Raw genomic sequence first — 12,720 nt, forward strand, 5'->3', positions numbered from 1 at the left:
CGCGCTGGCCGGGGGCGACGATCTGGCCGCTGCGGGTGCCCTGGGCGGCGCCGTCGAGGTAGAGGGTCTGGGTGTCGCCTGCTCCGGTGAGCAGGGCGTAGTGCCACTGGCCGTCGTTGACCGGGTTCGTGGAGGCGATCGGGTTGACCCAGCCGTTCCAGAGCTCGCCGTAGAGCTTGCCAGAGGTGCCGACGTACAGGGCCGGCGTGTAGGGGCTGGTCGTAGAGGCGGCGGGGAAGGCGCCGGCCTGGTAGCCGAACAGCACGCCCTGGCCGGTGGTCTTGAACCACAGGCCGATACCGGAGTAGGTGGAGGAGCCGAGGAGGCTGGTGGGCAGGGTGACGACGCCGGAGGTGCCGTTGAAGGTCGCCGCGGTCGCACCGCTGCCCGCGCCGGGGCCGGCGGTGCCAAGGGTGACGCCCTGGGCGGAGTAGGTGGCGTTGTCGGTGCCCTGGTTGGCGACTGCCTCGCTCTTGGCCGTGGTGCCGGAGGCTTCGCCCAGGCGCCAGTAGGAGACGGGCGCGGCGTCCAGGACGGCCGAGCGCAGGTGGGAGCCGGGGGTGTAGGTGTAGGTGGTGGACGGTACCGGTCTTGTCGGCGACGGTGAAGCCGCCGCCAGGAACCGCTGCCAGGGTCTCGAACTCGCCCGCGGGCGAGGTGTAGACGGGCATGCCGGTGGTGGTGCGCGTAGCTGCCGACCACGGCGTAGTGCCGCCGGAGTGGTACAGGTATTGCATGCCGGTGGCCTTGTCGACGGCCAGCAGGTCCGTTCCGCTGTCTCCGGCCTGGCCGTTGACGGGGGCGAGGTCGCGCAGGTTCTGCCAGCCGGTGCCGAGCTGGACCGGATTGCCGAAGGTGGAGCCACCGAGGGTGGCGTTGCCGGTGCCGGGGTAGAGCAGCAGGTTGCCGGAGCTGTCGATGCCGACGAGGTCGCCGCGGCCGTCGTGGTTGAAGTCGCCACCAGCCAGATCCTTGACGCTGGCCAGGGACATCGCCCCGGTGAGGCGGACAGCGGAGCCGATCGTGCCGTCCGAGGAAACCGGGTAGGCATAGAGGAGGCCGGTGGAGGCCTCGAACGCGACGAGGTCCTTCTTGCCGTCGGCCGTTAGCGGCGGGGTGAAGGTGAGGCCGGTCATGGCGTTCCAGCCGCTGCTGGCGAGGGTGATCGGCGCGGCGGGGCTGTTGTTGGTCCGGCCGGGGTAGAGCTTGAGGGCGCCGCTCTTGTCGACCGCGAGGATGTCTCCGACACCGTCGCCGGTGACATCGCCGCCGGCGATCTGCGACAGGTCCCCCCAGCCATCGCCGAGCAGGCGGCGCTTGGCCTGGGAGAAGTCCGGGCCCGGGTAGAGCCACAGCTTGCCGGTGCTGGAGTCGACGGCGACCGCGTCGTCGATGCCGTCGCCGGTCTGGTCGCCCGCGCCGGCAAGCTGGGTGAGCTGGAAGTCGTTGCGCCCGAACCGCTCGGTGCGGCCGTTGCCCGCGGTCAGAACCACACCGCCGTCGCCGTCACCGTCCGGGACGACGCTCATGTCGTAGGCGGTGGCCCAGCCCGAGCCGAACAGCGAACCGGTGCGCGGGTCCAGCGAGTTGTAGGTGCGACCGACCGCGAGAGCAGGGCCGACGGCGGCGACTGCGGCGTCCGTGGCACTGGTGGTGTAGTTGCCGGCCTGCGGGTCGAAGCTGCGGGTGGTGCCGTTGCCGACTGCCCCACCGATCCGCGAGGTGATCACCGGCTGCTGCACAGTGGTGCTGAACGGGATCGGCGTGCTTTCCGGGTTCTCCCCGAAGTGGTCGCCTGCCTTCACCGTCCAGTAGTAGGAGGTGTTCCAGGCCAGCAGGCCGGTGGGGGCCTTCCAAGAGTTACCGGACTGCCAGCCGGATTCGGCGAGCAGCTGCGGGCTGCCGGCAGCGGGGGCGGTGTAGAGCTTGAAGTCGTAGTCGACGCCGGTGCCGGGAAAGTTGTCCGGGTCGTGGCCGGTGGCGTACAGCTCTGGGGTGAGGGTGCCGACCTGGGTGTTGCCGAGCGGGAGCGCACTGTCGATCTGGGGGTTGATGTTCTGGGACTGGACCCAAATACAGGCGCCCTGCAGGACCTTGTAGGAGTCGGAGAGCGACGTGGTGCCGCCGACGTAGCCGTCCCAGCACATCTGGTAGCTCTGCCCGGCGGGCAGCGGCGGGATGGCAGCGTTGAAGGTGACGGTGTCACCGGTCCTGACCAGGCCGGGCACTCCGGTGAGCGGCACATTGGCCGCAGGGAACACCTCGGTGCCAGAGGAGTTGTAGAACCGGGGCTTGACCTGCATCGAGGTGCTGTTCCACCAGTTCACCGACGTGTTGGTCATGGTCAGCGCCACGGAGCCGGACTGAGTGGCGGTCGGCGGCGTGTAGGAGGTGGGGGTGCCATAGGTGGCGGCCCAGTCGGAGTAGGTGATCTCCAGGTAGGGCGGGTAGGAAGTGTTGACGCTGTCGAACTTCTTCCAGCTGTTGACGTCGGTGGAGCTGGCTGTCATCGCCAGGCCGTAGTTGCTGCCGTCGTTGGCCCAGCTGTTGACCAGCGCGGTGCCCGGGTCGAGCTGGCTTCTGCCGAGCTGGAACACCTCGTCCCGGACGCCCGCGGAACACTCGGCGCCTGCGGAAGCGGTGTTGACGGCTAGTTGCTGGCCGATCGACAGGCCGGGGAAGTTGTGGATCGTGGCCGGGTCCCAGCTGCTGTCGATCTTGTTGATGTAGACCGCGTTCGAACCGCAGTCCCACGAGTGGGTGTTGACGATGTGAAGGTTCGCGCCTACGACGAACTGCTTGTGCAGCGTGCTGCCGACTCCGGGGAAGTACAGGTAGCTGTTGTCGACGTGGGCGCCGTAGTCGTAGGTGCCGACACGCAGTTCGGCTGCTGCCGAGTTATTGCCGTTGTAGCCACCGGCACCGGACTCGACGAAGGTCGTCTGCCCGGCGTTCACCTTGGCGGAGCTGGTGGGGTCGACCCGGACCGGGTAGGCGCGGGCCTTGTCGTGCAGCCAGCCCGCGTCCAGGTCCATCCGCAGCGCAGGCTTTCCGTCGACAACGGTGAGCGAGTACGTCACCCCCATCGAGGTGGCACCCTGCCCACTGTGCGCGTCGACGGCCGCGTCCTCCATGCTGCCGTGCGGCATGGTCAGCCGGACGGCACCGGAGGCGTCCTTGAACTGCAGGTCGCCCTGCTCGGCGACGGCTGGGGTGAGACCGGTCAGGTCGAGCGGGAAGGTCCAGCTGGTGGGGGCGTTGGCGTCGTGCAGGACGAGCGTCTCCTTCACCCCGCTGGCCAGGCCGTTGTAGACGACGTCGGTGGAGACGGCCGCCGACGGGTAGGTGAGCGTGTCGCCGCTGGCGGTCGCCTTGACGGGGGCGGCACCCTGCAGCCCGTAGGAGACCTTGTGGCTGGCGTCGAGGGCCAGCGTCACCAGGGAGCTGTCGTCGGCCCGGGCGGCGAAGGAGATCCCCGAGTCGTTGGCTGTCTCGGCCCACCGGCCGCTGTTCAGGGCGAAGTTGGTGTCGATGTTCGCCCAACTGCCGTCGGGCTTGCGGTAGTGGACGGGGCGGGGGTAGACGCGGGTGGTCTTGGTTCCGTCCGGGTTGGCGAAGGTCGCGGAGTCGCGGTCGCGGGCGCCGACGATCTCGGCCCCCTCCGCCGCGGGGCCGGGCAGCGGGGTGGTGTCGGCGGAGGACCGGCCCCGGTAGGCCGGGTTCTTGTCCTTCTCCGTCTGGGAGCCGGGCGTGCTGCCCGTCTGCGGGACGCTCGGCGGCTCGACGGCCTTGGCGGCCACCGGTTTCCTGGGGTCGTCCGAACTCTGCGGTTCGGCACCCTTGCTCTGTGTTTCGGCGGGCAACTCGCCCGGGGCTGTGGTGTGCTTGCCCGCGCCGACACCCGACCTGGACGTGGCCGAGGTCGGCACGCTGCCGGAATGCCCGTCGGCGCTGCCCTCCAGCTGACGGGGCGTGTCTGCCGCGGCGCGGGCCGTCTCGGCCTTCTCGCTCTGCAGCGCAGTGAACGCCGCGGCGGGCTCGGCAACGGCTGTCTGCACCATGGCCAAGCCGACGAGCGCCGCGAGCCAGCGGCCAGCCTTGACCGAGGGTGTGGCCGGGCGGCGCTTGGCCGACGGCTGACCCGGGCTGGCGACACGCTGGACGAAGGACTTCACGGACGGGCGACGCACGTCGGATCTCCCCTGGACCGATTCACGGGACCGCACCCACACAGGGCGGACCGCGAATACTTACCGTTCGCACACATGAACCGTCCAGAAGGAGACCGAAGCGAATTGCCCGTTTTCGGCATCTGCGGCCACCTATGACCAGAATAATATTGCCAATTCTTTACTCATGAGGTCATCATGCGAGACGCTCGGGATTCCCAGGTCGACAGACACTCAAAATCGGGTCTTCCGGCCGCCACCTCCCCTTCTGTAGGATCATGTCCCGCCGTCCGATCGGATTGGCTGGAATTCACCGGACTAACCTGGCCGAAAGTCCTTGGTGCGTACAGGGAGGGAAGGGTTCGTGTCAGTCCGTTGGCGCAGCCGAACAGCCGGTGCAGCAGTGACTGTCGTGCTCTGGGCGGCAACGATCGGGCCGGCTATAGCCTCCGATCCGATCCGCGGCAGCGAGTGGCCACTGGACGCACAGCACTTCCAAGCGGACAAGACCTGGGCGCTCTCCCGCGGCGACGGCGTGACAATCGCCGTGGTGGACAGCGGCGTCGCCGCCTCACACCCGGATCTGGCCGGACAGGTCCTGCCAGGCACCAGCCTGCTGGGCGACGGCGGGGACGGCCGCAGTGACACCTCCGGCGACTCGCACGGCACCGCGGTATCCGGAATCATCGCCGGCACCGGTGGTGCCGACGGCCAGGGCATGACGGGACTGGCTCCCGGTGCGAAGATCCTGCCCGTCAAGGTGACCGCAGACGACCAGGTTTCGCCCTCCACGGTGGCGCAGGGCATCGTCTGGGCCGTCGACCACGGCGCGAAGATCGTCAACGTCTCGATCGGAACGGAGAGCCCCGATCCGCTGCTGAAGCAGGCCGTGGCGTACGCCCTGCGCCAGGACGCGGTCGTGGTCGCCTCTGCTGGAAACGAAGGCGAGAAGGGCAATCCAGTTCAGTACCCGGCCGCGTTCCCCGGTGTGCTGTCGGTCTCCGGAGTCAACCAGGACGGCTCGTTCTGGGCTCCCAGCGAATCCGGTGCGAGCGTGGCCGTGGCCGCCCCGGCCAGTGACGTCTACTCGACCAACGACCAAGGCCAATACGTCCACGCCGAGGGCACCAGCTACGCGGCCGCCTACGTCTCCGCCACCGCCGCTCTGATTCGCTCGCGGTGGCCGCAACTGACCCAGGGCCAAGTGGTACGTCGCATCATCACCGGCACCAAAGAACACCGTGCCGCACCGGACGCCCGCTTCGGCTACGGCCTGCTCGACCCGCTCTCCGCCCTGACCGTGGACGTCCCCACCAGCGACCTGAGCAATCCCCTGGCTTCCCCTGCTGCCGCCCACCCCAAGGCTTCTGCCCCGAGCCGGTCACCCCGGCCCCTCTGGACCGTGGGTGCCCTGCTCGCACTGAGCGCCGCCGCAGGTACGGCCTTCCTGTGGCGGCGGAGCGCCAGGACGGTCAAGGTACCGGTCTCGCCAACGCCGCGCGCGCCAGGAAAGAACTCTCCGCAGCTGACACCGAAGCGTTCACCTAAAGTCAAGGCGAATGGCAAGACTTCAGCCAGACAATCCGGACAGTGAACTGGGAGCCGAAAATTTTTCTTCGGCCAAAATATCCCTGCCGACCAAAATAGTCGGCCGAAATTAGTCCGGGTCTCAAGCCTGAAAACTATCCCAACCTGGAGCGATCCAGCCCGGACGGCTTCGCATTCCGCTCGCACGACGTACAGGAACCGATGGTCCCGTGAAGGTATCCTTTTCCCTGCGCACCTCCCGCGGTCTCGTCCTGGCTGCCGCAACCACCGTTGTATTGCTCGGAGCATCTCTGACGATCTGGCTATGGCCTGGCACCGACGGCGATCCTCTGGCGAAGGTCACGGCGAACGACTACTCGGGCCGCCCGTCGGTGTGCCTGGCTGCCGACGACTCCGTGGCTTCGGCGCAGATAGTTCAGCACACCTGGACGGTGCTCCAACAGTCCGGCCAGGACAGCCAGGTCAATGTGCAGCAACTCGTGGTACCTGCCAAGGACACAGCCGAGGCCGTTCCCTACCTAGCCGGTCTGGTCGCCCAGCGCTGCACCATGGTCGTCACTGCTGGCGCGGCCTTTGACCGCGCGCTGCCCAGCATCGTCAAGGATGCGCCGCACGTCCGCTTCGTCGCCATCGACCCGCCAGCCGGGACTGATCTCAAGGGCACGACCGCGTTGACCTCCGATCAGCTTCCGGACCGCCTCGGCCAGAACGTCCGTGACCTCGTCACGGAACACTCGTAACACGCTTACAGTGTCGGCCTGTTGGACCGCCGCCAGCGGTGCGGCCAGTAGTCGGCCACTTGCGAGACGAGCAACGTCAGCCGGGTCGTCTCGTCGGCGAGCAGGGCAGTGGCGAAGTCGACATCGGTGTGCCGCAGTCGGGGGAAGAATCCGTTGATACTGCGAGCATACTTGCCTGTCTGTCGGTAGATGGGGATACGCCTCCTGACGGCTCTGAGCCAGCGACGGACACGAACCGGCAGTGAAAGGACATGGGCCAGCCGCCTTCTGGCTTCGCTCCCCTAGCCGCACAGCCAAGACCGACAGGTGGCCTGACTCCGGGCCCCCGCCGGTTGCCGAGGGACGGTCACCACTGAGACGGGACAGGCCAGAGAGAGCGGCCACCACTCCGCCGACCTTGTGCGGACGATCTTGCTTCAAGCCAGTTACTAGAGGACTGACGGACCTCCGCGCCACGCGGCGCCCACCACTCCGTCGATCAGGCACGCGAACACGAGTTGGCTGCTGCCGGACTGACATGGACGATGGATAGGGTCACCTTGCCGAGGGCCGCCTCGGCCCTCGCACTCACCCGGTACGGTGTGAGCGGTCTGGGACGAGCAGGGGGTTCGGGTGGTGGACGTTTCGCCCGCACGGGCTCTGGCCCGTGCGACGGCTGTCGGCGGGCGGGTGGCAGATCTGGTGCAACGGAAGCCCCGAGGAACAGACCAGAAGTGTCGCTGGGAGCTCGTCGTGACCCTCTCCGGCACCCCCGACGACCGGGCGGCCGCCGCGTGGATCATCGCCGACGAGATCATGCAGGAACGCACCGGCAGGCGCCCACGGACCTACGGGACGTGGCGCGAGGCCACCCCTGAACGGGACGACGCTGACCGGGACCGACGAGCCTGTGTAGGCCGTGCCGCCGGTGGAGTTGCAGCCGGATGTCCTGGACGACCAGCTTGATCGGGCGGCTGCCGGGAAGCGGCAGTCGATCGCCTCGAAGCGGCGATCACCGCCTCGTGGGCAACCATCACAAGAGCGGCGGGTGTGATCGTAGAACGGTCATAGATGTGCAGAATCCGCTGGCATTCACTCCATCGTGTAGTGGTTTTTCCTGCTGGCAACGGTGAATGATTCATCTCGCTCGGCCTGCGCAATCCCGCACGGGATTGCGCAGCGCCCCGAAAGGGCCCCATTAATAAGATCAATGGGGGTGGCGCGACATTCGATCATGGAGGAGGGCTCGCGGTGGAGATCTTCAACGGCATGGCGGCGAACAGCATCGAAGCAGAGGGGGCGTGGCAGAAAGCCCTGCGTAGCGCGGGTACCGGTTCGTGCGTGGAGCTGCGTCCACTGGACGACGGAACAGTGGCGATGCGCAACAGCCGATTCCCGGAGGGCCCTGCCCTGGTGTTCACCCGCCCCGAGATCGACGCGCTGCTGGACGGTGCCAAGAAGGGGGAATTCGACCACCTGGCCGCCTGATCACCGGTCTGGACCGGGTTCCCGTTTAGCTGATTGACATGCATTCGGTCCCCCCTTGTGTAAAATTCATCCGGTCAGCTCAACCGCTGAGATAGAGCACGCACTTGGGGGGCCTGATGCCCATCGACACATCTCTTCCGAGCCGTGGGGGCGGCACGGGCCGACCCTGGGCGGAGTCCGCCCTGGTCCTGGGCGCTCACCTGGAGCTCGCGCGCGGGAAGCGCAAGCAGAACGAGGTGGTGGAGGCGACCAACAAGAGGGTCAGCGCCTCCTACTACAGCCGCCTGGAGCGCGGCGAGGTGCGCATCGACAAGCCGCACGTGGTCGCCATCGTCCTGGAGGCCCTGGGCGTGGCGCCGGGCGAGTACTACGACCACCTGCTCGACCTGGCGGTCGCCGCGTCGAAGGAGGGCTGGGCCTCCAGGTTCCGCAGCGGGCACCGGGAGGTGGTGACCGACTCGATCCTGCGGCTGGCATCGTTGGAGGAGTCGGCGACCGAGGCATACTTCCTGGACCGCGAGGCGTTCCCCGGGCAGCTCCAGACCAAGGCATACGCCCGGCTTGCCGCCCGCTTCACCTTGCCGGCCAGCCTGCGCGACGCCGGGATGCAGAACGTGGTCGTCGGCCTCCGGGGCGAACGCGGTCACCGGCTCGCCGAGCGGCTGGCCGCGAAGCAGACCATGGCGAGGTTCTTCATCGACGAGGGCTTGCTCTACCGGGATTTCGGTCACCCGGAGGTGCAGGCCGACCAACTGCAGCTGATGCTCGACCTGATCGACAACCGCGTCCTGCCGATCGGTATCCGGGTGATGAACCGGCGCTTCCCGCAGGCCGTCGCGTTCAGCACCCTGGCCCGGCTCGGGTTCCGCCACTCCCTCACCGACCAAGTGCCGGACGTCATCTACAACGAGACGGGCCGCCAAGCGTCCTTCCACCGCAGCTCGCTGCCCGGCAGCGAAGAGGCGGCGGACCTCGACTACGTGGACCTCGACGATGTCATCGACGACGTGATCACGCTCGCTCCCAACCGCCGGGAGAGCCGCTTGATCATCGAGAACGCCCTGCTGGAGACCAAGTTCCGTCTGCGATAGGGCCGACCCGGGCCAGCAGGCGGAGGGCTCGCTCGGATTCACAGGACCCGGGCGAGCCCCCCGTACTCGATCCACTCCAGGGTCTCCTGCCGGGCGGGGGCGTGCCCGTCGGGGCGCCAGTCGGTGACATCCAGCAGGCCGGGAGGCTCTTCGATGGCGAGCCGGTCGATGTCGAAGAAGTCCCGTACCTCGGCCTTGGTCCGCACGCGCCCCCACTTGCCGCCGGTCTGCTGCCGCATCAGCTCGGTCACCGTGTCGCGGACGCCGACGTCTTCGCTGACCAACTGGCAGATCACCACGACGCTGCCTTTGGGGAGCATGGCCACCGTGCGCTCGATCATGCCCTTGGGGTCTTTGTTGTCGGCGATGCAGTGGAGCACGGAGACGAACAGTGCGGCGACCGGCTCCCTCAGGTCGATGCGGTCCTTGAGGCCGGCCACTATCGCGGGGGTGTCGGTCATGTCGGCGTTGAGGATCACCGCGTTCGGACTCTCGTCCAGTACCGTCTTGCCGTAGCCGAGGACCATCGGGTCGTTGTCGACGTAGATCACCTTCGCGTCCGGGTGAACGGTTTCGGCAACCTCGTGCACGTTGCTCTGGGTGGGCAGGCCCGAACCGTGGTCGATGAACTGCCGGACGCCGTACTGCAGGGCGATGTAGCGCACCACCCGGATCAGGAAGCTGCGGTTGTTGAGCGCCAGTTCACGACTGCTCGGCGCAGTCCTCAGCAGCTCCTCGACCGCCTTGCGGTCGGACGCGTAGTTGCGGTTCCCGCCGAGAAGGTAGTCGTACATGCGCGCCGCGCTTGGCGTGCGTCTGTCGACTGGATCCTGCCAGCTGGCCTCGTCCCGATCCATCCGCTACCCCCTGTGTGAGACGAACGTTCCTGCCAGCAAGCAATTGTGACGCGTCGTCATACTATGCCGGGACATGAAAAGCCGGAACCACACGCGTGGGTGAAGGTGGCGAAGCATGGCGAATAGCCTGGCGAACCCTGGGTACGGACAGACGGTTCGCCAAGCTCGCCAGGGCGTTGGGCCGGGTGTCAGGCACTCCCGGCATCGCGGTCGGCCCGCCAGCGGCGTGCGGCCTGCAGCTGGGCGTGCACCGCGGGCTCTTCCAAGCCCATCAGCGCGGCCGCGTCGGCCGGCTCCAGGCCGAGGGACTCGTGCAGGATCGCGGCATCAGCGGCCCGGTCAGGTAGATCGCGGCGAAGTCCGTCCAACGGGGAGGTCGGCGCGTCCTTGCGGGCCAGGGTGACGGCCTCGCACAGGGACCGCCAGGCGAAGGCCGCCGGATCGTCGCGCAGCGCCCACGCCCAGTTCGCCTCCGTCCGGCGAAGGACGAGCGCGACGACCTGCTCGGCAAGGCCGGCGTCGCCCAGGCGCGCCCGCGCGTACTTCTCGTAGAGGCCGTGGTGGAGTTCGACGAAGGCGGCGTAGCCGACAGGGTCTATGGACACCGGGGCTCCGTTCGGCGTCGAGTTCGGGAAGGGCATACTGGGCCGCGGGCGCGGGCAGGGGCGCGAGGGCGCGCGCGGGGGCGCGGGGAGAGAGTGAGTGCGGCGGCCGGTCCGGGCACCGGCTGGCGCCCGGACCGGCCTGCGGGGCCGGGGTCAGAACCGGCGGGCCCGGATCCACTCGATGTCGGTGCTGCGGCACATCCTCAGCACACCGAGGATCAGCGCCGCACGCGCCCACTCGGTCTCGGCGGGCGACAGAAGCGCCCAGGCGAGCACCAACGGGGCGAGGACGGCGTGCAGTTGCACCGCCCCGCGCCAGGCACGCACTTCGCGCAATCCCGCGAAGGGGCCCTCACCCCTGGTAGCGTGGGTGAACACCTCGGGCAGGGCCCGTCCAAAAGCGGGTCGGTCATACATGGGTGGCAATACCTCCGTGACTGGCCCGAACAGCCCCGTCCCGGTGGTGATGACACCGGGCGGGGCAACCCCACTGCGGGGCAAGGCCGTTGAACTGAAACGTAGCGTGCCGACATGCCTCCAGTCGCCCTGAGAAGGCTCACGCAATTGCCCGCGTTTCAGCGGATAAATACTGCCGAACAAGGATCCGATCCCGCTCATCCGCGATCGAGAACGGACGCGGGGGCGCCAGTTCGAAAGCCGCACTCCCCAGACAGACGCCCGTCCCTGCGGCCGGGCGTCCCGCAGACCCCGGGTGCCCGGCAGGCCCTGAGGCACCCCGCAGGACCGACCGTGCCCACCCCGCCGAACCCGCGCTCTAACCGCCAGCAGCCATCTCCGCCGGTACGGCGAGATCAGCAGGCTCCAGCACGGTGGCCGGGGCTGCCGGCGCCTCGGGGATGCCAGTGACGTCGTACAGGGTGTCGCCCCAGGTGGCCCACGCGGTCAGGGCGTCCCCGTCGACCAACCAGATGTCCAACCTCTCCGCGTCCCGCCTGGCCTGGTCGGTGAACTTCGTGTTGGTCAGCACGACAGCGTGGGAGGCTCCGTGGAGTTGGCGGGCGGATCCGTTCAGCGCGTAGACGATCTCCGCTTCGACCGACTTCTGATGGCGGTACTTGCTCTGGATCGCGACCAATTCCCCACTGGGCAGGCGGCCGATGACGTCCACGCCCTGGTCTCCTGATCCGCCCGCCGAGCGCAGCACGGTCAGGCCGTCGCGCTCCAGCAGCCGCGCCGCCAGACGCTCCAGGCCCGGCCCGTTCAACCTGGCGTACTGCTCGACCTGCAAGCTCGCCTCCGTCTCGGCGAACGCCTCCCGGCGCACGGCCGTCTCGATTAGCTGGGCGCATGCCGAGTTGTAGGTCGCCAAGCTATCGTTCGCTCGGACGACGGCCTCGGCCGCCTCGTCGAGCAGGGTGAAGATGGTGTTCGCCTCGCCCTCCTGCCGACCCGATGCCATGAATTCCACCGGGTCTTCCCCGAAGTGCCGACGCAGTTTCGCGAACAGTTCCTCGGCCCGGTCGTGGGCCTGCTCGACTGTGCGATGGGCATGCTTCAAGCTCGCGAGATACCGGGTCAGCTCCACTGTCACCTCGCGGAGGATAGAGGCGCGCAGTGGGCTGCCCAGCTTCTGCTCGGCAGCCTGGATCTCCTCGGAGAGCCGGCGGCGGTCCTCTGCCATCGCGTCGAGCGCCCATCGGCAGGTCACGGCCTCTGCGGTCCACAGGACCGCGGCAAGGAGGTCGTCGCTGCTGACCTTGCCGAGGTAGTAGCCGACGTCAGCGCGCAGTCTCGGGTGCTTGTAGCGAACCGGGCTCACACGGCCGGTGGTCGCCGTCGGCCGCACGTTGATGAGCACCCCATCGGTGCCGCGTTCGATGATCACGCACAAACCGTACGAAGAGTATCCGCGAGCCGCGATCCAGTTACTCCATGTAGCTGACGCGATGTCAACCGCCCCGACAGGCCGGGCAACCGACGAGGCCGGGACCCGAACGCTCCGGGGCTGTCACGGGCCTGAGCCCGTTCCGCACCGCAGCGTCGGCACACCTGCCGTAGGCCGTGCTCAGAGCTGCGCGGTGACCTTCACGTTGACGAGGAGCGGGGCCGGGTCCTGGTTGTTGCCTCGGACGTCGGCAAGAACCCAGAGCACCGTCTCGTCGGGTCCGACCGCCGCCACCACCAAGAAGTCATCTCATTTGGGCTTGTAGGCTGCTCGCGTGCTGATCGTGGAGCGTCTGGTGCCGGACGAGTTGTGGGAGTTGTTCCAGCGGGTGGTGCCG

9 protein-coding genes and 1 pseudogene are annotated in these 12,720 nt (G+C 68.1%); 4 read left to right on the forward strand and 6 right to left on the reverse strand.

Annotated features, from left to right (window positions below; translation table 11 throughout):
• Nucleotides 1-1,051 (reverse strand): LamG-like jellyroll fold domain-containing protein (locus OO57_RS47505; RefSeq protein WP_418909940.1); only part of this gene is annotated, 1,051 nt, incomplete at its 3' end.
• A 463-nt stretch (nucleotides 1,052-1,514) separates the two neighbouring features.
• A pseudogene (locus OO57_RS47510) lies at nucleotides 1,515-4,061 on the reverse strand (DNRLRE domain-containing protein); the annotation flags it as partial.
• Between the two features lie 511 nt (nucleotides 4,062-4,572).
• On the opposite strand from OO57_RS47510, the gene mycP reads away from it, so the two are divergent.
• From mycP to OO57_RS35725, 4 genes are all read left to right on the forward strand, one after another.
• Nucleotides 4,573-5,763, forward strand: a complete 1,191-nt coding sequence (gene mycP, locus OO57_RS35710; protein WP_051778679.1) for a type VII secretion-associated serine protease mycosin — start codon at nucleotides 4,573-4,575, stop codon at nucleotides 5,761-5,763.
• 163 nt (nucleotides 5,764-5,926) lie between these two features.
• Nucleotides 5,927-6,457: a hypothetical protein gene (locus OO57_RS35715; RefSeq protein ID WP_033256962.1), complete on the forward strand. Its 531-nt coding sequence runs from the start codon at nucleotides 5,927-5,929 to the stop codon at nucleotides 6,455-6,457.
• A 1,248-nt stretch (nucleotides 6,458-7,705) separates the two neighbouring features.
• Nucleotides 7,706-7,924: a DUF397 domain-containing protein gene (locus OO57_RS35720; protein WP_033256968.1), complete on the forward strand. Its 219-nt coding sequence runs from the start codon at nucleotides 7,706-7,708 to the stop codon at nucleotides 7,922-7,924.
• 116 nt (nucleotides 7,925-8,040) lie between these two features.
• Complete coding sequence (locus OO57_RS35725) at nucleotides 8,041-9,015, forward strand: Scr1 family TA system antitoxin-like transcriptional regulator (protein ID WP_158715353.1); 975 nt, start codon at nucleotides 8,041-8,043, stop codon at nucleotides 9,013-9,015.
• A 38-nt stretch (nucleotides 9,016-9,053) separates the two neighbouring features.
• On the opposite strand, the gene OO57_RS35730 is transcribed toward OO57_RS35725, so the two are convergent.
• The 4 genes from OO57_RS35730 to OO57_RS40115 all read right to left on the reverse strand — a co-directional run bounded on the left by OO57_RS35730 (nucleotide 9,054) and on the right by OO57_RS40115 (nucleotide 12,323).
• The gene (locus tag OO57_RS35730) at nucleotides 9,054-9,872 is read right to left on the reverse strand and encodes an SAM-dependent methyltransferase (protein ID WP_033256964.1); all 819 of its coding nucleotides are present in this window, start codon (nucleotides 9,870-9,872) and stop codon (nucleotides 9,054-9,056) included.
• A 188-nt stretch (nucleotides 9,873-10,060) separates the two neighbouring features.
• Entirely contained in the window at nucleotides 10,061-10,477 is a 417-nt protein-coding gene (locus OO57_RS35735; protein WP_033256965.1) for a hypothetical protein, read from the reverse strand.
• Between the two features lie 153 nt (nucleotides 10,478-10,630).
• Nucleotides 10,631-10,804, reverse strand: coding sequence for a hypothetical protein (locus tag OO57_RS35740; RefSeq protein WP_158715354.1), 174 nt, complete (start codon nucleotides 10,802-10,804; stop codon nucleotides 10,631-10,633).
• A gap of 448 nt (nucleotides 10,805-11,252) precedes the next feature.
• Nucleotides 11,253-12,323 (reverse strand): restriction endonuclease, encoded by a 1,071-nt coding sequence (locus OO57_RS40115; RefSeq protein WP_051778680.1) that lies wholly within the window; start codon nucleotides 12,321-12,323, stop codon nucleotides 11,253-11,255.
• Between the last annotated feature and the right edge of the window lie 397 nt (nucleotides 12,324-12,720).

The sequence above is a fragment of the Kitasatospora phosalacinea genome (assembly GCF_000717185.1).
GTDB lineage: Bacteria > Actinomycetota > Actinomycetes > Streptomycetales > Streptomycetaceae > Kitasatospora > Kitasatospora phosalacinea_A.